The organism is Marinobacterium zhoushanense, from assembly GCF_014641945.1.
Classification (GTDB): domain Bacteria; phylum Pseudomonadota; class Gammaproteobacteria; order Pseudomonadales; family Balneatricaceae; genus Marinobacterium_D; species Marinobacterium_D zhoushanense.
In genome coordinates this window covers 333232-354541 of the sequence record NZ_BMIJ01000005.1, presented here as the reverse complement: position 1 = coordinate 354541, position 21310 = coordinate 333232, and the positions used below count along the sequence as shown (strand labels likewise).

Below are 21310 nucleotides of genomic sequence, written 5' to 3'. Positions count from 1 at the left end.
TGGGGCAGACGTTACCCAAGGCTGGCGCCAGGCGCAACTGCCTTACACGTTTACCCGACGCACCTGCACGCTGATCCCGCCATCGGCGTCCAGTCGATAGATACAGTAACCGGGGCGCGACTGCAGCGGGTCGTCCTCAAGCAGGAAGTCGTCCTGACCGGGCTTGAACTGAATACTGCTGGCCGGCGCCGACCAGACCGGGATATCACCCAGCCACAGCGCTTGATGCTGATGCAGGTGGCCGCACAGGATCGCATTCACCTGTGAGTAAGCCGAGACGACGCGAGCGAACTCGGCCGCGTTGCCGAGCATGATCTGGTCCTGCCACAGACTCCCAGTGGCCAGCGGATTGTGATGCAACAGAATCAGCACCGGGTGTTCAGCACTGGTCTCCAGCGCCTGCTCGAGCCAGCCCAGCTGCTCCTCACTGAGCGATCCACTGCCCCGGCCATCGGGGTTGGCGGTGGAATCGAGCAGCAGCAGCCGCCAGTCACCACAGACGACACATTCACGCCCCAGCGGCAGATCACTGGCCGCGCGCATCGCCGCAGGCTCATCGTGGTTGCCCGGGATCCAGTGCCGTTCGCCCGACAGCGGTGCGACCATGTCGAGCAGTCGCCGATACGCATCGGCGCCACCATGATGGACCAGATCGCCGCTGAGCAGCAGCTGATCGAACTCGATCCCCTGCGCCAGGGCATCGGCCACCACCGCCTGCAGCGTGCTGTCGGTATTCAGGCCACGAAACCGCTGCTCCGGTTCCGGCATCAGGTGGCAGTCACTGATCTGTAGCAGGTAGCGCGAGCGCGTTTGTAACACAGGTTCAACCAACGAAAACCGGCTCCATCATATGACCGTGACTGAGACACTGACTCAGGCATTCACCAAGGAATTCGTTCAGCTGCACCTTCTCGTCGGGCTGGTGCATATGGGGGTTGGGGTAGGGGTAGCGGCCGGACAGCTGGCGCCGCTGACGGATGCAGATCACCTCGGCCAGACCGGCGTCATGATACAGGCGCACCAACAGTTGGGGGGCGTCCAGCCAGCGCGAATCGCTCTCAAGCTGCTGGCTGACCAGCAGGGTGCTGGTGTAGCGGAAACGCTCCTCGACCTGAAGGCGCAGCACGGCGCTGCGGCCGTGCCAGGCAACCTGATACTCGCGCTGATCCCGAGTATCAAGGTCCGGCAACAGCTTCAGTATGCGCGCGTAGTTCGCCTCGCAAACCGACATCTGCCGTTTTAGGTCGGGTACATACTTGCGTTTCATTTTGTCGAAACTATCTCCTCACTGAGCGCCTCACTGCGCGTCTCTCCACGGATACGGGCTCGGTTCAATTCCAGCCACTGTAATCCGATGATCGCCGGTCCGCTATTGATCCGTCCATTGCGCACAAGTTCAAAAGCGGCCTCGGCGTCGATCACCTGTACTTTGATATCTTCGCCCTCATCTGGCAAGCCGTGCACCCCCTGCGCCTGTGCAGCATCGACGCAGGCGAACATCAGGTCGATCCACTCATCGCAGGCACCCGGGCTGGGCAGGAAGCGTGAGATCGGGTGCACACCGCTGATCGCCAAGCCCGCCTCTTCGTCGCTTTCGCGCACCGCCACGTCGACGGCCGACTCGCCCGGCTCGGAGATGCCGGCGACCAGCTCCAGCAACCAGGGACCCTGCGACGCATCGAGCGCACCAACGCGAAACTGCTCCACCATCACCACCGCATCTCGGTGTGGGTCGTACAGCAATACGCACACCGCATTGCCGCGCCGAAACAGCTCCCGCTGAATCTCGATTTCACCACCCTTAAATCGGCGGTGGCGGAGCTTCAGCCGGTACATTTTGAAATAGCCGTCGAACACCGGCACATCGTCCTCGATATGGCAGTCTTCGGGGCCAAATGTGGGTCGCCAGCTGTTCTGCATCTCTCCAATCCTGTCCTGCGTACTGCAGACACTATACCGCAAGCGGACGAAGAAAATCCCCCGGCGTTCAGGCGCTGATCTGGACGCCCGAACGCCACAGCTGGCTCAGATGACGCTGGGGCGAGAGATATATCGCATCCCCCCCCTGGTGCTTGGCGTATTTCTTGGCCTCGGCCGCCAGCTCGGCGACTTCGTGGTAGCTGGAGCACTTATAGGGGTCCGGATGCACCACCCCGACGGCGAGCGAGAGCAGTGGTTGGAAACAGCGTTCACCCTTGCGATCGATACTCCAGATCCCCCCGGACTCCAGGTCATGCGCCCGGTACAGCTCGCGCACGCGCTGGCGAAACTGCTCGACCACCTGTTCGCAGCTGCTGCGCCACTGCCGGCTGCGAAACAGCACCACGAAATCGTCGCCGCCGACATGGCCGACAAAATCCACGTCGCTGGAGGTGTTGTTGCTCAGCAGCATCCCCAGCAGACGGATCACCTGGTCACCCCGAGAATAACCATAGCAGTCGTTGAAGGGTTTGAAGTGGTTAAGATCGAAATAGGCGATATGAAAATCGGTGGCATGGTTGAGCAGGGCATCGATCTCGCGGTTGATCGGCACATTGCCCGGCAGCAACGTCAGCGGATTGGAGTAGCGAGCGTTGCGGATCTTCAACTCGGTAATCCGCTTAAGCAGGTCGCGCAAGCTGGCCATGCCAAGGTAACAGCCATCCTGCACGATAATCAGCTCCTGATGGATCAACTCCGCTGCATCCTGCTCGGTGATCATCTGCGATACCCGCTCCAGCGGCATATCGGAGGGCACCACCAGCGCATCCTCCCGCATCAGCCGGGAAACCGGTTTCTGCTCGTACAGCGCACGGCCATACTGGGCGGAAAACAGCTCGAGCAGGTCGCTGCGCCGCACCACGCCAACCGGCTCGCCATCCACCAGCACCGGTACCGAGCCCACGTCGGGCAGTGCCCTCAGGATCTCGCTGACCTCCAGCAGACGATCCTCCGGCGATACCGAGGGTATGCTGCGCACCAGTGCCCGCGCGATATCCGACTCCGCCGAGCCTCGCTCGCCACCACGACTCTGCAGATAGCCGTGGCGTATGGTCAGCGGATCAAGCCCCATGACCGGGTCTTGCAACGGCCGCCCGAGCAGGAATCCCTGACCGTAGCGTACCCCCATCTCCTGCAGGGTATGCAGCTCTTCCAGCGTCTCGATCCCCTCGGCGATGATATTGCAGTGCAGGGTGCGGCCGATGTTGCAGATCGAGCGCACGAACTCGCGCTTGACCGAATCGCGGTCGATCATGCGTATGAAGTGCATATCGATCTTGACGTAGTCCGGCTGCAGCTCGGCCCAGAGTTTCAGCCCCGAATAGCCGCTACCCAGATCATCGATGGCGATGCGAAAGCCCATCTGGCGGTAGTGTTCCACCGCCGAACGGGTCAGGCCATGATTGTCGAACGGGTGCTGCTCGGAGAGCTCAATGACGATATTCTCCTGCGGGATACCCAGCGCCTGCAGCAGCTCGATGGTAAAGCCATGCTGATAATCGGGACTGCTGAGCAGGGAAGCGGATACGTTCAGAAACAGTTTGCCACTCAATGACTGGGCGGCAAAACATTCGATCGAGCGGCGCCGACACAGCAGCTCCAACCGGTGCAGCAGATGGTGGCGGATCGCGGCGTTGAACAACCGGTAGGGCGCGTGCAGCGGGGTGCCGCTCGGCCCCCTGATCAGCGCCTCATGACCCAGACACTCACCGGTATTGAGATCCACTATCGGTTGAAATACCGGATAGAGACACTCCTGCTGGATAATCCCGGTCAGCAGTTCGAGCTCATCCAGCTCACTCTCGATCGCCTGTGCGAACTGAGGTTCGACCCCCATCTAAATCACCTTACAAAACAGCCGTTTATTGGCGTATGTTATGGCGATTCCGTGACAGAGCGGTGACAGGTCAGGCGATCTCAACCTCGCCCTGGGAGAAGCGGCGCAGCTGCTGAATCTCGTCAGCCCAGATCGTCTCGTCGATGGTTTCCAGCACCAGCGGCACCCCTTCGAACCGGGGATCCTGCATAATGTAGCGGAACACCGCCCAGCCGATCTCGCCCTGGCCCAGGCTGTGGTGGCGATCCACCCGACTGCCCAGCGCGGCTTTCGAGTCGTTGATATGCATGCCGCAGAGGTAGTTGAAGCCGACCACCCGTGAGAACTCGGCAAAGGTCTGCTCGCAGGCGTCGGCGGTACGCAGATCGTAGCCGGAGGCAAAGGTGTGGCAGGTATCAAGACACACCCCCACTCGCGACTTGTCCTCGACCCGGTCGATAATCTCGGCGATCTGTTCGAAGCGGCAGCCCAGATTAGAGCCCTGACCGGCGGTATTTTCGATCACCGCGGTCACCCCGCGGGTTTTATCCAGCGCCAGGTTGATCGACTCGGCGATCAACCTCAGACAGCCGCTTACGTCGATCTTGCGCAGGTGACTGCCGGGATGGAAATTCAGATAGACCAGCCCCAGCTGCTCGCAGCGCTGCATCTCGTCGATAAAGGCATCCCGCGATTTCTGCAGCGCCTCAGCCTCGGGATGACCCAGATTGATCAGGTAGCTGTCGTGCGGCAGGATCTGCTCGGGCGCAAAGCCGTGCTCGTCGCAATTGCGCTTGAACGCGTCGATGCTCTGCGCCGTCAGCGGTTTGGCGTCCCAGCGGCGTTGATTCTTGGTAAACAGCGCAAAGGCGTTGGCGCCGATCGCCGCCGCATTCAGCGGCGCGTTCTCGACCCCTCCCGAGGCGCTGACATGGGCTCCTACGTAGTACATTACAGCTTGCAGGCCCCACCCAGACAGTCATCGAAATCCATCGATTCCATCTCTTCACGCTCGGCATGTAGCTGACGGATACGCGCCAGCAACTGGCCCTCGGTGTCGCCCCCGTCCTGCACACCGGCACGGGCGAAAACGGCCAGCAGTGCGCTCAATTCATCCAGGTTCAGTTCATGCATCGGTTGTTCTCCTCTAGGTTTTTCTAAAGCGGCAGCAACTGCTCAATCATCAATTGCAGATTGCGCTGGCCACGAAACTCGTTGATATCGAGACGGTAGACCACCTCGACCTCGGTTACCGCCTGATCCGGCCAGCAACGCGTGTCGATATTAAACGCGATGCCATCCAGCGCCATACCGGAGCTCGGCTCCATCAATACCACCTTGAGGTGGCGATGACCAACGATACGCTGCTGGATCAAGCGGAAACGGCCATCGAAGCGTGGCTCCGGAAACTGGTGCCCCCAGGGCCCAGCCTCGCGGATCCGCTCGGCCAGTTCCAGGGTGAATTGGTCGGCACTGAGCGCACCGTCGGTCAGCACCCGCTGAGTCAGCGCCTGCTCGTCCAACTGGCGCCGCACCTCGGCATCGAAGGCTTGGCAAAAAGCCTCCAGGTTTTCGCCGCTGAGCGACAGTCCCGCCGCCATGGCGTGACCGCCAAACTTCTTGATCAGACCGGGATGGCGCGCCGCGATCGCATCCAGGCCATCGCGGACATGGAAACCGCTGATCGAGCGCGCCGAGCCCTTGATATCACCCTCCTCGCCCGGCGCAAATGCGATCACCGGACGGTGTACCCGCTCCTTGATGCGCGACGCCAGGATGCCGATCACCCCCTGGTGCCAGCTGGGATCGAACAGGCACAGGCCATAGGGCAGCGCTGCGTCATCGAGCTGCAGCCGATCGAGCAGCACCAGCGCCTGCTGCTGCATCTCCTGTTCGATACCACGGCGCTCGCGGTTCAGATCGTCCAGCGTACGGGCCAGATCCAACGCATAGTCGTAATCCTCGCTGAGCAGACACTCGATGCCGATCGACATATCCTCCAACCGTCCCGCCGCATTCAGGCGCGGGGCCAGAGCGAAGCCGAGATCGGTGGAACTGAGTTGTTCGCGGCGACGGCCAGCGACCTCGATCAGCGCCAACAGGCCGGGCCGGGCCTGACCGGCGCGGATCCGCTGCAGCCCCTGATAGACCAGGGTGCGGTTATTGCGCTCCAGCGCCACCACATCGGCCACCGTACCTAGCGCCACCAGATCCAGCAGGCTGGCCAGGTTGGGGGGAGGTATATCGCGCGCCTCGAACCAGCCCCGCTCCGTCAACACCCGGCGCAGAGCGATCATGACATAAAAAATAACGCCAACGCCGCAGGTGGACTTGGCCATGAATTCGCAGCCGGGCTGGTTCGGATTAACGATGGCGCAGGCAGCCGGCAGCTGCGCGCCCGGCAGATGGTGATCGGTCACCAGCACGTCAATCCCCAACTGGCTGGCCCGCGCCACCCCTTCGATGCTGGAGATGCCGTTATCCACGGTAATGATCAGCTGTGGCGTCTGGGTTGCCGCCACCTCAACGATCTCCGGACTGAGGCCGTAGCCGTACTCGAAGCGGTTCGGCACCAGATACTCCACCTCGGCGGCGCCGAATTGGCGCAGCGCCAGCACTGCCAGCGCCGTGCTGGTGGCCCCGTCGCAGTCGAAGTCGCCGACGATCAGGATCCGCTCCCTCCGCTCCAGTGCCCCCACCAGGCGCTGCACCGCCGCCTCCATGCCGCGCATCTGTGAATCCGGCAGCAGCTCCTTGAGCTGACGCCCCAACTGCTCCAGGCTGTCGATACCGCGACAGGCGTAGATTCGGGCCAGTACCGGGTGCAGGGAGGCCAGCCCGACGGGCAGGCGTTCGGGCATCGGGCGACGTTCGATCAGGGGTACTTGGCTCATGGTGTCTCGGCCTTCGCGGCCGCGAACGGCGCAGGGAAGAGCTGGCTGGTTTTTCCGCTGCTGTAGTAGGCGAACAGGCCGATCCACTCACGCAGGGCGATCTCGATTTCGCTCAGGTTTTTCCACAGCCCCGGTTGCAAGCGGTAACCATCGGCGCTCAGGGCGTGGTAATCCACTGGATAAGGGGTCAATTCCCAGCCCTGACGGCGGAAAACGCCGACCGAACGCGGCATATGAAAGGCCGATGTCACCAACAGCCAGTTACCCTTGGGGACGCCACCGAGCAGTTCGAGGGTATTGAGCGCATTTTCGTAGGTGTTGCGCGACTCCCGCTCGATCGACACCCGGTCCGACAGGCCGACGCCGTCCAGGTACGCCCTGGCCACATCGCCGCCCTTGAACTCGGGGCGCAGCACCGAACCGCTGCCGCCGGTGAAGATGATCCGTGCCTGTGGATAACGCTGTGCCAGCAACGGAATCAGCAGCAGCCGCTCACCAGACTGGTTCACCTGCGGCTGCTGCCAGAAGGCGCTCTCCTCCGCCAGCTCGCCACCACCGAGCACGACGATGCCGTCGACCCTGAGGTTCTGCTCCGGCTGCGGGAAGCGGGCCTCGAGCGGCATCATCAGTGCATCGCCCAGCGGCATCAGCATGATACAGAGCAGTAGCAGAAGATCGGCGATCAGCAGACCCAGGCCTAGACGGCGCCAGCCCACCCAGAGGCTGAACAGGCCGAGCAGCAGCATCCACACCAGCAGGTGATCGGGGCGCGCAAAGAACCAGAACAGCTTGGACAGATTAAAAAAACTAGCCATCGCATCATCCTGGGCGTGGCGCCGACGATAGACGGTTACAGAGATGAGAGCCCGGCCGCCAGGCCGGGCTCACGTGGATCAGTCGCGGTGTACGTGCGAGGCGATGAACGCCTGGACGGCGGCGATATCGTTGTCGAGCACCTCGACCCGCTCCTCGCGCTCGAACAGGTCATGCAGATGTTCCGGCAACTGCGGCGATTCCAGTCCCGCCTTGACCACCGGTTCCGGGAACTTGACCGGATGCGCCGTGGCCAGGGTGATCATCGGCACCGACTTGTCGCGCCAGCACTCGCGCGCGGCCTTGACGCCGATGGCGGTGTGCGGATCGAGCAGGTAGCCGGTATCGGCGTACACCTGAGCAATAGTGTTGCAGGTGGTTTCATCGTCGGCGCAGGCACTGTCGAACAGCTCGCGCACCTTCTCCCAGCGCGCCGAATCCAACTGCACCGGCTCCTTCTTGAAACGGTCCATCAGCTCGCTGATCGCCCCGCCGTCGCGGCCGTAGACATCAAACAGCAGACGCTCGAAGTTGGAGCTGACCATGATATCCATCGACGGCGACAGAGTGTGCACCAGCTCGCCCTTGGACATATCGTTGCCGGAGATCACCCGGTGCAGGATGTCGTTGCGGTTGGTCGCCACCACCAGTTGGCTGATCGGCAGACCCATCTGCTTGGCCAGGTAACCGGCGAAGATATCGCCGAAGTTGCCGGTCGGCACCGAGAACGCCACCGGACGGTGCGGACCGCCAACGGCCAGCGCGGCAGAGAAGTAGTAGACGATCTGGGCCATGATGCGCGCCCAGTTGATCGAGTTCACCGCCCCCAGTTTCAAGCCCTTCAGGAACGCCTGATCGGCGAAGCTGTCCTTGACCATCTGCTGGCAGTCGTCAAAGTTGCCTTCCAGCGCGATGTTGAACACGTTGTCCGCCAGGATGGTGGTCATCTGGCGGCGCTGCACTTCGGACACCCGGTTGTGCGGATGCAGGATGAAGATATCCAGATGCTCGGAGTGACGGCAGCCCTCGATGGCGGCGGAACCGGTATCGCCGGAGGTGGCGCCCATGATCACCAGACGCTCGCCACGCTGGGCCAGCACGTGATCCATCAAGCGACCGAGCAGCTGCAGGGCAAAATCCTTGAACGCCAGGGTCGGGCCGTGAAACAGCTCCAGCACCCACTCATTGGTACCCAGTTCCTTCAGTGGCGCCACCGCCGAGTGGTTAAACCCGGCATAGGTCTCGTCGATCATCCGCTTCAGATCGGCATCGTCGATGCAGGTATCGACAAATGGCTTGATCACCTTGAACGCCAGCTCGGCATAGGAGAGACCAGCCCAGGAGGCGATCTCCTCCTGCGAGAAGGTCGGCAGCTGCTCAGGCACATAGAGACCGCCATCGCTGGCCAAACCGGCCAGCAGTACGTCTGCAAACTCAAGCGCCGGCGCCTGGCCGCGGGTAGAGATATATTTCATTGTCATCTTGTCCTTCAGTCAGCCAGCAACTCAACCCGGATACGCACCACATCGCCAAGGATATCCGGCAGCGCTTCGATCTCGCGGATCGCCTCGTTCATGACCCGTTCGGCGACGCGCTGCGTCAGCATGATCACCGGCACCTGCGCTTCGGTGGTCTGCTTCTGAATAATCGCTTCGATGTTGATCCCCTTGTCACCGAGGATGCGGGTCACGTGCGCCATCACGCCGGGGCGCTCCACCGCCTGCAGGCGCAGGTAGTAGCCGGTCTCGATATCGTCTACCGGCAGAATCGGCATATCGGACAGCTGACTAGGCTGGAACGCCAGATGCGGTACGCGGTTATCACGATCGGCGGTCAGCGTGCGCACGACATCGACGATATCGGCCACGACCGCGGACGCGGTCGGCTCAGCGCCGGCACCCGGTCCGTAATACAGGGTCTGGCCGACCGCATCGGCATCCACCAGCACCGCATTCATCACGCCGTTAACGTTGGCCAGCAGCGCGGACTGCGGAATCAGCGTCGGGTGCACACGCAGCTCGATACCGACAGAGGTACGGCGGCTGATACCCAGATGCTTGATACGGAAACCGAGTTCCTCAGCATATTTCACATCCTCGGTGGTGATCTTGCTGATCCCCTCGGTGTAGGCCTTGTCGAACTGCAGCGGGATACCGTATGCAATAGAGGCCAGGATGGTCAGCTTGTGCGCGGCGTCGATCCCCTCCACATCGAAGGTGGGGTCGGCTTCTGCGTAGCCCAGCTCCTGGGCTTCGGCCAGCACATCATCGAACGCACGGCCCTTGTCGCGCATCTCGGTCATGATGAAGTTGCCGGTGCCGTTGATGATGCCGGCCAGCCAGTCGATCTTGTTTGCCGCCAGGCCTTCGCGGATCGCCTTGATGATCGGAATACCGCCAGCCACCGAGGCCTCGAACGCGACCATGACGTTCTTCTCCTGGGCGGCAGCGAAGATCTCGTTACCGTGCACGGCGATCAGCGCCTTGTTGGCGGTGACCACATGCTTGCCGTTTTCGATCGCGGTCATTACCAGATCGCGCGCAGTATCGTAGCCGCCGATCAGCTCCACTATGATATCGATCTCAGGGTTGGTGGCGACGGCAAAAATATCGTTGGTAATCTGAATACCCGTGGTATCGCAGCCCGGGTTATCACGCCGCGCGCCGATCTGCTCGACGACAATACGACGGCCGGCACGACGCGCAATCTCCTCTGCGTTACGCACCAGTACATTGAAGGTACCGCCACCGACGGTGCCCAGACCACAGATTCCAACTTTAACCGGTTTCAAACAACACCTCGCTTTGCTCGTCAAAACAACCCGTTAGCCCTCTCTTCAGATCGACCGTCAATACGGATGGATCAAGGGGAAGGAGAGAGCAAGCCTCTCGCGGGCGAAAAATGGGCCTTATTTTATAGCAAACCGCGACCCAGCACATCCATGTGCCAGCGAGATTAGTTCATGCGCAGACAAAAAAGGCGGTGATGCACACCGCGCATCACCGCCCAATTACTCGCTACTGCTAAAACCGCGGATCAGAGCCCCATACGCTTCAGAGCCCCAGGACCCTGGCCAGCTGCTCGGCGGGCAGATAGCCCGGCAGCAACCGCCCATCATCGAGCACCAGCGCCGGCGTACCGGTAACACCGAGTTGCTGACCGAGGGCAAACTGCTCCATCACCGGATTCTCACACTTGACCGGTGCCAGATTTTCACCGTTTTTGGCCCGTGTCATCAGCTCCCTGCGCTCATCGCCCTGCGCACACCAGATCGCCGACATCTTGGCCTCCGCCGCCGAGCCGGCACCGGCACGGGGGAAGGCCAGATAATCCACCTGTATTCCCATCTCATTCAGCTTGGCGACCTCGCTATGCAGCTTGCGGCAGTAGCCACAGTCCACATCGGTAAACACCTGCAGATGAGCCTTGCGCTCACCCTTGGCCGGGAACACCACCCGCTGCTCGGCGGGAATGGCCGCCAGCGCCTGCATACGAACCGCCTTCATGCGCTCTTCGGTCAGACTGACAAGCTTGCCTGCCCCCTGCACCTGGTACAGCTCGCCGGCGAGAATATATTCCCCCCGCTCATCGGTGTAGAGCACCTCGCCACTGCTCAGCACCACCTCATACAACCCGGGCAGCGGCGCTGGAGATACGCTCTCCACGCTCAACCGGCTATCGAAGGACTGGATCCGCTCAACCAGACGCTGCTGCACCTTATCCGCAGCAACCGCGCCCTGAACCATACATACCATCAATACAGCGGCCGTGAGAGCACGCATAACTACCTCCGAAACACCCAGATGCGATAGAACAGATTCAACGAAACATATTCGACAAGTTCGCCAGTGTACCACTTGAGCCGGCAATCCGCTGCCGGCCCTTCGCTTCATCATCCCCGCGGATGGTGATCCCGATGCAGCGCCTGCAGCCGCGCGGTCGCCACATGCGTATAGATCTGCGTCGTCGACAGGCTGGAGTGTCCCAGCAGCATCTGCACCACACGCAGGTCAGCGCCATGGTTCAGCAGATGGGTGGCGAACGCATGCCTTAACACATGGGGCGAGATCGGCTTGTCGATCCCGACCTCGATGGCATAACGCTTGATCCTGTGCCAGAAGGTCTGTCGCGTCATCGGCTGGCCCAGGCGGCTCAGGAATATATGTTCGACGCGACTATCGGCCCCGAGTTCCGAGCGCCCATCACGCAGATAGCGCGACAGCCAGGACAAGGCCTCATCGCCTACCGGCAACATCCGCTCCTTATCGCCCTTGCCGACAATGCGCAGTACGCCGATACGGCGATTCAGCTCCTCGAGCCGCAGCTCCACCAGTTCGGATACCCGTAGGCCGCAGGCGTACAGCAGCTCCAACATGGTGCGGTCACGCAACCCAAGCGCGGTAGCGGTATCGGGCGCCGCCAGCAGCGCCTCGACATCCGCTTCGGTCAGTGTCTTCGGCAGCGGTCGACCGCGGCGCGGACTGTCGATATTGAGTGTCGGATCGGTAGCGATCAAGTGCTCACGCAGCAGGTAGCGGTAGAACCCGCGCAGAGTCGACAGCAGACGAGAGGTCGAGGTCGGCCGCAGCTGCTGCTCTACCCGCCATTGCAGATGGCGCTGCAGGTCACGGCGATCAAGGTCCGGCAGATGCAGCTTGACGCTGTTCAGCCAGCAGCCGAAATGGTTCAGGTCACGCGCATAGGAGGCGCGGGTATTGTCGCTTAGACCACGCTCCAACCAGAGATGGTCAAGGTATTGTTCGATCAAGGCCCAATCTTCAGCGGCGGGCAGTTTGGCCCGCCGTCTTCGATCTTCGCTCAACGATACACCTCGACCGAGCTGATCTGGTCGAACTCAAGCGGATAGATAATCAGCCCTTTATCGACCCTCTGCTCGATCTTAAGGGTGCCGTTGCGGGCATCGACTACCTTGCCCTCGAAACGGTTACCCAGATCGGTACGCACCCGCACCGGCAGCCCCTTGGCATCAGCCAGCTGGGTTACGGAGATTGCGCGATACTTTTTCGGTTCCGGCTTAGGGTCACGCTTGGGCAGGCCGCGCAGCACATCCTCCAGATCGGATGTCTCCGCCTCCGGCTCGATACCCTGCTGCAACTCCACGCTGGCCGGCTCAGCGGCTGTATCGCCTTGCTCCACGACTTCCGGCTGCCGAGCCATCTTCGCCGGCAGGACGGCCTTCGATTGCCGGGGCTCAACCAACACCTCATTCCAGTTGATGGAATCAAGCACCAGAGGCTTGTCATTCAGCGCCAGGCTTATGTTAAGACGATCGATCAGCTGGGTCGGCGCGCCCAGACCCGCCACCACCTCGGCTCCGAGACCGCCCGGGGGCTCCATGGTCAGCGTTGCGCGACCACGCGGACGATTCATGCCGCTGTAGAGATCCCAGATCAGCTCCGGCAGATCCACCCCCTGCGCCAGCAACCAGTCGCGCATCAGCCGCTCATGCTCAGCCAGGTAGGTATCCACATCCACACCTGCCGCCTTGGCACAGAACTTATTGCGTCGCGCATTGTAGCCGGCGTCCTGATAGCTCACCTCAAGTCGACGCAGGCGTGGATTGGCCGCCAACATCTGTGCCGGCGCAAAGCTGTCACCGGTTACCGAGAGTTCGATATTGGTACTGCTCTGACCAAACCCCGCCAGATCCGCGTCCGCGTTGAAGCGGATACGGCGGTTGTGCGGCTCGATCGCCATCCCCAGCACCAGGTCGATGGCCAGGCTCTTGTAGCCCATCTCGTTCAGCGCCGCTACATCGATTCGCTGCAGATCGCCGCAACCGAGCGCATCCGGATTCACGTCACTGGCGGGCGATAGCGCTTCCGCCTGCACCACCTGCTCCTCCAGCGTTTTGATCAACTTGCTGGACAGACCGATCTGCGCCTGCTTTAGCACCAGACCCAACTGCAGCGGCAGATCGCCAGACTCGATCCGCCCCTGGGGATCGAGAAAGAACAGCGGATCCTGAGAGCGCAGACGGATCGACTCGAGCGGTATGCGAGTGCCATCCTGGTTCAGCGTAATACTGACCTGATCCAGCCCCACCTCTCCGCGCGGATCGACGTAGATAGCACCATATTCGACCCTGGCAAAGGGTGCGGCCTGCTCGACCAAATGATCGGCGTATCCTTTTACCTGATACCAATAGAATCCGTAACCGCCTGCAACCACCAGCGCCGGCAGCAAGACCAGTAAGAAGAACCCGATGGCCAGCTTACGCATCCGCCACTCCCTCTTGTTGTTGTTCAAGCTCCGGATGATTCTAAAGTCAGTTACTGAAAATGGCGAGTTAAAGACTTGCGACAGGTCAGCAAGCCAATTCTGCATCGCTCCGCTCCGCGCGGGGTAGCGTACATCCTGCACATAACAAAAAGGGCGACCCTAGGGCCGCCCTTCTCAGAAGCTTGCGTAACTGACGGATCAGCCCAGCTTCTCTTTGATACGTGCAGACTTACCGCTACGCTCACGCAGGTAGTACAGCTTAGCCTGGCGCACGTCACCGCGACGCTTGACTTCAATACCTTCAACCGTCGGGCTGTAGGTCTGGAAGGTACGCTCAACGCCCACACCGTGGGAGATCTTACGTACGGTGAAGGCAGAGTTCAGGCCGCGGTTACGCTTGCCGATTACAACGCCTTCGAACGCCTGCAGACGGCTACGGTTGCCCTCTACTACGCGCACCTGGATGACTACGGTATCGCCCGGTGCAAACGCCGGAACTTCTTTCTTGGTCTGTTCAGCTTCGATCTGCTGAATGATCAGGTTTTTGCTGCTCATCGCTCGCTCCTAATTTTCACCCGCCTGCCCTTTGGCCTCGCGGATATATTCGCTTAACAGCGTCTGCTGCTCCGGGTCCAGTTCGATCTGTTGCAACAGGTCCGGTCGCCGCGCCCAGGTACGCCCCAGCTGCTGCTTGAGGCGCCAGCGCCGAATCTGCTCATGGTTACCGCTGAGCAGAACATCCGGTACCTGCATACCATCCAGTGCTTCGGGTCTGGTGTAGTGCGGGCAATCGAGCAACCCTTCGTAAAAAGAGTCTTCGACCGCTGAATCGCTATGCCCAAGCACACCGGGCACCAAACGCGATACCGCATCGACCAGTACCATCGCGGGCAGCTCGCCGCCGCTGAGCACGAAGTCACCCAGTGACCACTCCTCATCGACGTCGGACTGGATCAGACGCTCATCTATCCCTTCGTAGCGACCCGCTACCAGGATCAGTTTTTGCGCCTGCGCCAGCTCGGCAACTCCGGCCTGATCCAGCCTGCGCCCCTGCGGGGAGAGGTAGATCACCCGGGCGCCCTCGCCCGCCGCAGCTTTCGCTGCCTGGATCGCATCGCGCAACGGCTGAACCTTCATCAGCATCCCGGGTCCGCCGCCATAGGGGCGATCGTCCACGGTACGGTGCCGGTCATGCGTGAAGTCACGCGGATTCCAGCACTGGACACTGATTAGTTCACTGCGCACTGCCCGCCCGGTGACGCCGTAGCGAGTAACCGCCTCGAACATCTCCGGGAACAGGGATACGATCCCGAACCACACGACTCAGAACTCCGGGTCCCAATCGACCCGCATAGTGCCTGAATCCAGATCAATCTCTTTGATCACCTGATCCGGCAACCAGGGCAGCAAACGCTCTTCGCGATCGATGCTCTCGTCGGTGCCCTTGACCACCAGCACGTCGTTCGCGCCGGTTTCCATCAGATGATCCACCCGTCCCAGCAACACGCCGGATTCGGTATATACCAACAGGTTTTCCAACTGGCTCCAGTAGTACTCGCCCGGTTGCAGATCCGGCAGCACCTGTCTTGGTACCGCTATTTCCACGTTATTGAAGGTTCTCGCCTTCTCCGGAGCGTCTATACCGTCCAGCCGGGCAATCAGGCCCTTGCCATGCTTCTTGCCGTCGACCCGTTTTATCGGGGTCCAGACGTCGTTCTGGCGAACCAGCCATGGCGTGTAGGTCAGGATGTTCTCCATTGGGTCGGTGTAGGAGTAGACCTTGATCCAACCCTGTACACCGTAGGTGGAGGTGAAGCGTCCAAGGACGACCACGTCCTCTTCGCGGTATTCACTCATCCCAACTGGCCTGCCCGTCAACCTTTACTACTTACTGTGCTTTACGTGCGTCTTTGATCAGCTGAGCAACACGCTCAGACGGCTGTGCGCCTTTGCCGATCCAGTATTCAACACGCTCCAGGTTGACGCGCAGCTTCTCTTCCTGACCGCGAGCGACCGGGTTGAAGAAACCGACCCGCTCAATAAAGCGGCTATCACGCGCACAGCGTGAATCGGCAACAGTAATGTGATAGAACGGACGCTTTTTAGCGCCACCACGAGACAAACGAATAGTGACCATGCGCTGGACCCCTTTATTTCGCGGGATGGGTTTTAAGATCGCCCATCGTTTTAGTTACCTCGGAGCCAGGCTAGAGCGCCCGGCCCAAAGGGCCATCCTGCCAGCCACACGAATGCAACTGACAAAAATCAGGGCGGCAATTCTACGCGAATCCACCGCCCGATAAAAGCTGTTTCGAACAAATAGTAGCCAACAACGGCACGGTTTACATACGCGGGAAACCGCCGCCTCCGCCCATGCCCGGTGGCAGCATCCCTTTCATGCCGCGCGCCAGTTTCGCCATACCGCCCTTGGAGCCAAACTTCTTCATCATCTTGGACATCTGCTTATGCTGCTTCAGCAGGCGGTTAACATCCTGAATCTGGGTGCCGGAACCCATCGCAATGCGGCGTTTACGCGAGCCGGTAATGATATCGGGATTGCGACGTTCCTTGGGTGTCATCGAGTTGATGATCACCTCCATCTGCTTCATACCCTTCTCGGCCTGAGCACTCTGAGCCGCCTGGGCCATCTGCCCCATACCGGGCAGCTTTTCCAGCATCGACATCATGCCGCCCATGTTGTTCATCTGCTGCAGCTGCTCGCGGAAATCCTCGAGATCGAAACCCTTGCCCTTGGAGACCTTCTTGGCGAACTTCTCCGCCTTCTCCTTATCGATCTTGCGCTCAGCCTCCTCGATCAGCGACAGCACGTCGCCCATGCCGAGAATACGCGAGGCGACACGATCCGGATGGAAGGGCTCCAGGGCATCGCTCTTCTCGCCGATACCGAGGAACTTGATCGGCTTGCCGGTGATATGACGCACCGACAGCGCAGCACCGCCACGGGCATCACCATCGGTCTTGGTCAGGATCACACCGGTCAGCGGCAGCACCTCGTTGAAGGCACGCGCGGTATTGGCGGCGTCCTGACCGGTCATGGAGTCGACCACGAACAGGGTTTCCACCGGCTTGACCGCGGCATTGAGGCGCTTGATCTCGTCCATCATGTCGCTGTCGACATGCAGTCGGCCGGCGGTATCGAGGATCACCACGTCGTGGTGCTGAATGCGGGCATGAGCGATCGCGCCATTGGCGATAGCCACCGGATCCTGATCCGCCGTTGAGGGGAAGAACTCAACCCCCACTTCGCCGGCCAGCGTTTCCAACTGACGGATCGCCGCCGGACGGTAGATATCCGCCGACACCACCAGCACTTTTTTCTTCTTGCGCTCTTTCAGGAAACGCGCCAGCTTGCCGACGGAGGTGGTTTTACCGGCACCCTGCAGGCCCGCCATCATGATCACGGCCGGCGGCTGCGCGGAGAGGTCGAGCTCCTCATTGGCCTCGCCCATCACCTTGACCAGCTCTTCGTTGACGATCTTGACGAAGACCTGTCCCGGACTCAGGCTCCTGGCCACCTCCTGACCGACCGCGCGCTCCTTGACGCCGTTGATGAACTCCTTGACCACCGGCAGCGCCACATCGGCCTCAAGCAGCGCCATGCGCACTTCACGCAGCGTGTCCTTGATATTCTCTTCGGTCAGTTTTGCCTGACCGGTGACGCTGCGCAGCGTCTGCGTTAGCCGTTCTGTCAGATTATCGAACATGGAAAACCTCTGCCTTGGGCACCAATAAGCCTTCTGCCGGCGCCAGTAATGCTAAGACCGCGCATTATACAGAAGCACCCCGAGGTACGGCACCCGCTAAAGCGTTTTAGCGCATTATTGTCCAACCCCTTCGTATTCCCCAGTTCTGGCATTTATGACAAACTACTGCGCTGATTTAAGGAGGAATTGAATGCTGCTCATTGCCACGCTGATCGCGATCATCGGCTATGCCGGCGCCACCTGGCTGCAGTGGCAGCGCCTGGCAGCGCCCGATAGCGGGCAACGCAACCTGATCCGGGCGCTCGGTCTGGGCGCGTTCGCAATGCATGGCTATGCAGTATATAAGGTGCTGCACTATCCCGAGGGGATAGACCTGGGCACCTTCCCGGTCGGCTCCTTCATCGCCTGGGTGGTGGTCGGCATCCTGCTGGTCAGCAGCCTGCGCCAAAAGCTGGACAATCTGTTCATCGGCGCCTTCCCGATGGCCGCCATCACCGCCGCCCTGGCCGCCTTCGGCCCTGACACCGGCGACCACCGCCTCTACTCCGGCGGCCTCGTTGCCCATATTCTGCTTTCGCTGCTCGCCTACAGTATCTTCACCCTGGCGGCCTTGCAGGCGCTGTTACTCTCACGTCAGGAGCTATCGCTCAAGCACCACCAGACTCGTGGCCTGGTGGCCTCGCTGCCGCCGCTGCAGGTCATGGAGCGGCTACTGTTCGAGATGCTCTGGTGCGGCTTCGCGCTGTTGACGGTATCGCTGATTACCGGATTCATCTTCGTCGAAGATCTGTTTGCGCAACATCTGGTACACAAAACCCTGCTCTCCATCACCGCCTGGCTGGTCTATGCGATCCTGCTCGCGGGACGCGTTCTACTTGGCTGGCGCAGCCAGACCGCCGTGCGCTGGACCCTGGGTGGTTTCCTGCTGCTGATGCTGGCGTTTTTTGGCTCCAAAATCGTCCTCGAACTGGTGTTCAACGGCCACCCGCCCGCGCCTTGACAGGCCCTAACTCGGACCAGACAATGGAGTCCCTTTTTCTGGTTGAGGTTTCACCACTTTGGAAGACGCGTCGATAAGCTCACTGCTGATCATTTTACTGCTGCTCATCATCTGCTCTGCGTTCTTCTCCAGTTCTGAAACCGGCATGATGTCGCTGAACCGGTATCGGCTGCGGCACATGGTCAAAAACAACCATCGCGGCGCGCGCCAGGCCAGCAGCCTGCTGGAACGTCCCGACCGGCTGATCGGCCTGATCCTGATCGGTAACAACTTCGTCAACATCCTCGCCTCGGCCATCGCCACCATCGTCTGTGTCCGCATCTGGGGCGATGCCGGCCTGGTGGTGGCCACCTTCGGTCTGACCCTGGTGATCCTGATCTTCGCCGAGGTATCGCCGAAGACGGTCGCCGCGCTGCATCCGGAGAAGATCGCCTTCCCCGCTGCTTTTATCCTGCGCCCGATGCTGTTCCTGCTCTACCCGCTGGTCTGGATCGTCAACGGCATCACCAACGGCTTTCTGCGCCTGTTCGGCATCCGCCTGTCCGGCAACAATAATGAGAACCTGAGCACGGAGGAGCTGCGCACGCTGGTACATGAAGCGGGCGCACTGATCCCGCAGCGCAACCAGTCGATGCTGCTTGGCGTACTGGAGCTCGGTGACGTCACCGTCAACGACATCATGATTCCGCGCAGCGAGGTGGAGGGGATCGATCTGGACCAGGAGATGGATCAGATCCTGCAGCAGCTCTCCGCCACCAAGCACACCCGTCTGCCGGTTTACCAGGGTGATATCAACCAGGTGATCGGCATCCTGCATATGCGCAACCTGGCGCAGCTGATCCAGCAGGGCAAGGTGACCAAGGCAGCGATCATGCAGGTGGTGCGTGAAGCCTACTTCATCCCCGAAAGCACGCCGCTGCAGACGCAGCTGCTGCATTTTCAGAAGCAGAACCGGCGCATCGGTATCGTCGTCGACGAGTACGGTGACGTGGAAGGAATCGTGACGCTGGAGGATATCCTGGAGGAGATCGTCGGTGAGATGTCCGCCGACAGTACCGGCATCAATCAGGAGATACACCCGCAGGAGGATGGCAGCTACTTTATCGACGGCAGCGCCTATGTGCGTGAGATCAACAAGAGCCTGAAGTGGGATCTGCCAACCGACGGCCCGAAGACCCTGAACGGTCTGATCACCGAGACACTGGAGTCACTGCCCGATGCCAATGTCTGCCTGCGGGTCAAGGATTACCACTTCGAGACCCTGCAGATCAGCGACAACAAGGTGAAGACGGTACGTATCCAGCGCGGCCAACCCAAGCGCAAACGGCGCTGATCCTCAGGTCAAAGCACTCAGATGCCGCGCTCGCCCTGTTCGCGACGCCTGATCAGGGCCCAGACGGCGCGCTTCTCAGCGTCGCTCATGGCGCCCCAATCAGCGATCTCCAGCCCACTGCGGCAGCAGGCGGTGCAGAGATCATCCTCATCCAGCACGCAGACGCCAACACAGGGACTTCTAACTGCCGGCGTACGGCTCACTTCACTCATAATGCGTGTTCCTGATGTTCCGGGCGCGGCCTCATCGGCAACCCGGCATCGAACCCGATATTCAGCAGCTCAACCAGTATATAGGCGGTCAAACCCCAGATAACCTCGCCCTCATACTCCCAGGCCGGGACATAGTGCGTTTTTCCAAGAAACGCGATCTCATCGAGGCGCAGCATCTCCTGCTGCATAAAAAAGCTCAGCGGGATGCGGAAGATCGAGTCGACCTCTTCCGGATTGGGCGTCAACGGCAGATGGGGCGGGATTATCCCAACCCAGGGTGTCACCTGCAGCTGATGTTTGGATACCAGTTGGCCCAGGGATCCGATGATCCGTACCTGTGCCGTGTCCAGCCCCACCTCCTCCTGCGCTTCGCGCAACGCCGTTGCCAACAGATTGGCATCCTCCGGGTCGCGCTTGCCGCCGGGGAAAGCGATCTGCCCCTGATGGGTCGACAGCTGTTTCGATCTCAGCGTCAGCACCACCTCCGGCTCCGCCCTATCGGTCAGCGCCACCAGCACTCCCGCCTCCCGTCCCCGCGTGCGCAACCGCCAGGGGCGGTGCTGGGCAAGCCGCTTAGTTAACTGCTCAAGCATACTCGCCTCCATCTCCTTATGGGTTAATCATACCCCGCCCACCAGCATCACGCGACCGCGCGTTACGCCAGCGCGGTTGAGCAGCACAGCCTGCGCTTCTAAAATGGAGTTTTTACAGAGTGGATATACGATGAAATTCTGCAACCAATGCGGCGCCGACGTCGAGAAGCGTGTGCCCGAGGGCGACAACCGCCCACGCCACGTCTGTACCGCCTGTGGCACTATCCACTATCAGAATCCCCGCATCATCGCCGGCTGCCTGCCGGTTCACGGCGACAGGGTGCTGCTCTGCCGACGCGCCATCGAGCCCCGCCTCGGGTATTGGACCCTGCCAGCCGGGTTTATGGAAAACGGTGAATCGACCGAAGACGCCGCGCGGCGCGAAACGCTGGAGGAGGCCTGCGCCGAGGTGGAGATACAGTCGCTGTATACGCTGACCTCGATCGTCCACGTCAACCAGGTCCAACTGATCTACCTGGCCGAGATGCCGGTTCCGAGCTTCGGGCCAAGCGAGGAATCACTCGAGGTGTGCCTGTTCGACGAAGCCGAGATCCCCTGGGACAGTCTCGCCTTCGAGACCATCCGCCAGGTGTTGCGCCTCTACTTTGCAGACCGCAAGCAGCAGCGGTTCCCGTTGCGCCACATCGAGATCGACAGCAACGCCTTCCACAGCGCGCGAGTACACGACTGACCGCGCGCCG

At 60.9% G+C, this 21310-nt stretch carries 23 protein-coding genes; 3 read left to right on the top strand and 20 right to left on the bottom strand.

Features of this window, described 5'->3' with window-relative positions; genetic code table 11:
- Window positions 1-42: 42 nt before the first annotated feature.
- From IEX40_RS13935 to ffh, 18 genes are all read right to left on the bottom strand, one after another.
- The gene (locus tag IEX40_RS13935; protein ID WP_188749287.1) at window positions 43-819 is read right to left on the bottom strand and encodes a phosphodiesterase; all 777 of its coding nucleotides are present in this window, start codon (window positions 817-819) and stop codon (window positions 43-45) included.
- A gap of 4 nt (window positions 820-823) precedes the next feature.
- The gene (locus tag IEX40_RS13930) at window positions 824-1267 is read right to left on the bottom strand and encodes a DUF1249 domain-containing protein (protein WP_188749285.1); all 444 of its coding nucleotides are present in this window, start codon (window positions 1265-1267) and stop codon (window positions 824-826) included.
- Complete coding sequence (locus IEX40_RS13925) at window positions 1264-1920, bottom strand: NUDIX domain-containing protein (RefSeq protein WP_188749283.1); 657 nt, start codon at window positions 1918-1920, stop codon at window positions 1264-1266. The genes IEX40_RS13930 and IEX40_RS13925 overlap by 4 nt, the downstream gene beginning before the upstream one ends.
- A gap of 67 nt (window positions 1921-1987) precedes the next feature.
- Window positions 1988-3817 (bottom strand): bifunctional diguanylate cyclase/phosphodiesterase, encoded by a 1830-nt coding sequence (locus tag IEX40_RS13920; RefSeq protein WP_188749282.1) that lies wholly within the window; start codon window positions 3815-3817, stop codon window positions 1988-1990.
- 70 nt (window positions 3818-3887) lie between these two features.
- Window positions 3888-4748 carry a deoxyribonuclease IV gene (nfo, locus tag IEX40_RS13915; protein ID WP_188749280.1) on the bottom strand — a complete coding sequence of 287 codons (861 nt, stop codon included), beginning with the start codon at window positions 4746-4748 and terminating at the stop codon, window positions 3888-3890.
- Window positions 4748-4930, bottom strand: a complete 183-nt coding sequence (locus IEX40_RS13910) for a hypothetical protein (RefSeq protein ID WP_188749278.1) — start codon at window positions 4928-4930, stop codon at window positions 4748-4750. Before IEX40_RS13910 ends, nfo begins: the two co-directional genes overlap by 1 nt.
- A 23-nt stretch (window positions 4931-4953) precedes the next feature.
- The gene (gene recJ / locus IEX40_RS13905; protein WP_188749276.1) at window positions 4954-6690 is read right to left on the bottom strand and encodes a single-stranded-DNA-specific exonuclease RecJ; all 1737 of its coding nucleotides are present in this window, start codon (window positions 6688-6690) and stop codon (window positions 4954-4956) included.
- On the bottom strand, window positions 6687-7505 hold the full coding sequence (locus IEX40_RS13900; protein WP_188749274.1) for a YdcF family protein: 819 nt from the start codon (window positions 7503-7505) through the stop codon (window positions 6687-6689). Before IEX40_RS13900 ends, recJ begins: the two co-directional genes overlap by 4 nt.
- Before the next feature lie 78 nt (window positions 7506-7583).
- Window positions 7584-8978, bottom strand: coding sequence for a threonine synthase (gene thrC / locus IEX40_RS13895; protein ID WP_188749272.1), 1395 nt, complete (start codon window positions 8976-8978; stop codon window positions 7584-7586).
- 14 nt (window positions 8979-8992) lie between these two features.
- Window positions 8993-10294 (bottom strand): homoserine dehydrogenase, encoded by a 1302-nt coding sequence (locus IEX40_RS13890; RefSeq protein ID WP_188749270.1) that lies wholly within the window; start codon window positions 10292-10294, stop codon window positions 8993-8995.
- A gap of 262 nt (window positions 10295-10556) precedes the next feature.
- Window positions 10557-11285: a DsbC family protein gene (locus IEX40_RS13885; RefSeq protein ID WP_188749268.1), complete on the bottom strand. Its 729-nt coding sequence runs from the start codon at window positions 11283-11285 to the stop codon at window positions 10557-10559.
- 110 nt (window positions 11286-11395) lie between these two features.
- A complete protein-coding gene (gene xerD, locus IEX40_RS13880; RefSeq protein ID WP_229680764.1) occupies window positions 11396-12325 on the bottom strand; it encodes a site-specific tyrosine recombinase XerD in 930 nt (309 codons plus the stop codon).
- Entirely contained in the window at window positions 12322-13746 is a 1425-nt protein-coding gene (locus IEX40_RS13875) for a hypothetical protein (RefSeq protein WP_188749266.1), read from the bottom strand. The genes xerD and IEX40_RS13875 overlap by 4 nt, the downstream gene beginning before the upstream one ends.
- 198 nt (window positions 13747-13944) lie before the next feature.
- The gene (rplS, locus tag IEX40_RS13870; RefSeq protein WP_188749264.1) at window positions 13945-14301 is read right to left on the bottom strand and encodes a 50S ribosomal protein L19; all 357 of its coding nucleotides are present in this window, start codon (window positions 14299-14301) and stop codon (window positions 13945-13947) included.
- Between the two features lie 9 nt (window positions 14302-14310).
- Window positions 14311-15066, bottom strand: coding sequence for a tRNA (guanosine(37)-N1)-methyltransferase TrmD (trmD, locus tag IEX40_RS13865; protein WP_188749262.1), 756 nt, complete (start codon window positions 15064-15066; stop codon window positions 14311-14313).
- Between the two features lie 3 nt (window positions 15067-15069).
- Window positions 15070-15603: a ribosome maturation factor RimM gene (gene rimM / locus IEX40_RS13860; protein WP_188749260.1), complete on the bottom strand. Its 534-nt coding sequence runs from the start codon at window positions 15601-15603 to the stop codon at window positions 15070-15072.
- Window positions 15604-15634: 31 nt separating this feature from the next.
- Complete coding sequence (gene rpsP / locus IEX40_RS13855) at window positions 15635-15883, bottom strand: 30S ribosomal protein S16 (RefSeq protein WP_188749258.1); 249 nt, start codon at window positions 15881-15883, stop codon at window positions 15635-15637.
- Between the two features lie 205 nt (window positions 15884-16088).
- Window positions 16089-17471: a signal recognition particle protein gene (gene ffh / locus IEX40_RS13850; RefSeq protein ID WP_188749257.1), complete on the bottom strand. Its 1383-nt coding sequence runs from the start codon at window positions 17469-17471 to the stop codon at window positions 16089-16091.
- A 190-nt stretch (window positions 17472-17661) separates the two neighbouring features.
- On the opposite strand from ffh, the gene IEX40_RS13845 reads away from it, so the two are divergent.
- Window positions 17662-18471, top strand: coding sequence for a cytochrome C assembly family protein (locus IEX40_RS13845; RefSeq protein WP_188749254.1), 810 nt, complete (start codon window positions 17662-17664; stop codon window positions 18469-18471).
- 58 nt (window positions 18472-18529) lie between these two features.
- Entirely contained in the window at window positions 18530-19804 is a 1275-nt protein-coding gene (locus tag IEX40_RS13840) for an HlyC/CorC family transporter (protein WP_188749252.1), read from the top strand.
- A gap of 17 nt (window positions 19805-19821) precedes the next feature.
- Here the strand turns inward: IEX40_RS13840 and IEX40_RS13835 are convergent, their stop codons facing one another.
- Both IEX40_RS13835 and IEX40_RS13830 read right to left on the bottom strand, forming a co-directional pair.
- Complete coding sequence (locus IEX40_RS13835) at window positions 19822-20016, bottom strand: DUF1289 domain-containing protein (RefSeq protein ID WP_188749251.1); 195 nt, start codon at window positions 20014-20016, stop codon at window positions 19822-19824.
- The gene (locus IEX40_RS13830) at window positions 20013-20609 is read right to left on the bottom strand and encodes a CoA pyrophosphatase (RefSeq protein ID WP_188749249.1); all 597 of its coding nucleotides are present in this window, start codon (window positions 20607-20609) and stop codon (window positions 20013-20015) included. The genes IEX40_RS13835 and IEX40_RS13830 overlap by 4 nt, the downstream gene beginning before the upstream one ends.
- A 130-nt stretch (window positions 20610-20739) precedes the next feature.
- Between IEX40_RS13830 and IEX40_RS13825 the strand changes: the two genes are divergently transcribed.
- Entirely contained in the window at window positions 20740-21300 is a 561-nt protein-coding gene (locus IEX40_RS13825; RefSeq protein ID WP_188749247.1) for an NUDIX hydrolase, read from the top strand.
- The last annotated feature ends 10 nt before the right edge of the window (window positions 21301-21310 follow it).

Bases quoted from the DNA above. Each gene is read 5' to 3' on its own strand.
- IEX40_RS13930 (WP_188749285.1), bottom strand. From the start codon at position 1,267: ATGAAACGCAAGTATGTACCCGACCTAAAACGGCAGATGTCGGTTTGC.
- IEX40_RS13925 (WP_188749283.1), bottom strand. From the start codon at position 1,920: ATGCAGAACAGCTGGCGACCCACATTTGGCCCCGAAGACTGCCATATC.
- IEX40_RS13920 (WP_188749282.1), bottom strand. From the start codon at position 3,817: ATGGGGGTCGAACCTCAGTTCGCACAGGCGATCGAGAGTGAGCTGGAT.
- nfo (WP_188749280.1), bottom strand. From the start codon at position 4,748: ATGTACTACGTAGGAGCCCATGTCAGCGCCTCGGGAGGGGTCGAGAAC.
- IEX40_RS13910 (WP_188749278.1), bottom strand. From the start codon at position 4,930: ATGCATGAACTGAACCTGGATGAATTGAGCGCACTGCTGGCCGTTTTC.
- recJ (WP_188749276.1), bottom strand. From the start codon at position 6,690: ATGAGCCAAGTACCCCTGATCGAACGTCGCCCGATGCCCGAACGCCTG.
- IEX40_RS13900 (WP_188749274.1), bottom strand. From the start codon at position 7,505: ATGGCTAGTTTTTTTAATCTGTCCAAGCTGTTCTGGTTCTTTGCGCGC.
- thrC (WP_188749272.1), bottom strand. From the start codon at position 8,978: ATGAAATATATCTCTACCCGCGGCCAGGCGCCGGCGCTTGAGTTTGCA.
- IEX40_RS13885 (WP_188749268.1), bottom strand. From the start codon at position 11,285: ATGCGTGCTCTCACGGCCGCTGTATTGATGGTATGTATGGTTCAGGGC.
- IEX40_RS13875 (WP_188749266.1), bottom strand. From the start codon at position 13,746: ATGCGTAAGCTGGCCATCGGGTTCTTCTTACTGGTCTTGCTGCCGGCG.
- rplS (WP_188749264.1), bottom strand. From the start codon at position 14,301: ATGAGCAGCAAAAACCTGATCATTCAGCAGATCGAAGCTGAACAGACC.
- rimM (WP_188749260.1), bottom strand. From the start codon at position 15,603: ATGAGTGAATACCGCGAAGAGGACGTGGTCGTCCTTGGACGCTTCACC.
- rpsP (WP_188749258.1), bottom strand. From the start codon at position 15,883: ATGGTCACTATTCGTTTGTCTCGTGGTGGCGCTAAAAAGCGTCCGTTC.
- ffh (WP_188749257.1), bottom strand. From the start codon at position 17,471: ATGTTCGATAATCTGACAGAACGGCTAACGCAGACGCTGCGCAGCGTC.
- IEX40_RS13845 (WP_188749254.1), top strand. From the start codon at position 17,662: ATGCTGCTCATTGCCACGCTGATCGCGATCATCGGCTATGCCGGCGCC.
- IEX40_RS13835 (WP_188749251.1), bottom strand. From the start codon at position 20,016: ATGAGTGAAGTGAGCCGTACGCCGGCAGTTAGAAGTCCCTGTGTTGGC.
- IEX40_RS13830 (WP_188749249.1), bottom strand. From the start codon at position 20,609: ATGCTTGAGCAGTTAACTAAGCGGCTTGCCCAGCACCGCCCCTGGCGG.
- IEX40_RS13825 (WP_188749247.1), top strand. From the start codon at position 20,740: ATGAAATTCTGCAACCAATGCGGCGCCGACGTCGAGAAGCGTGTGCCC.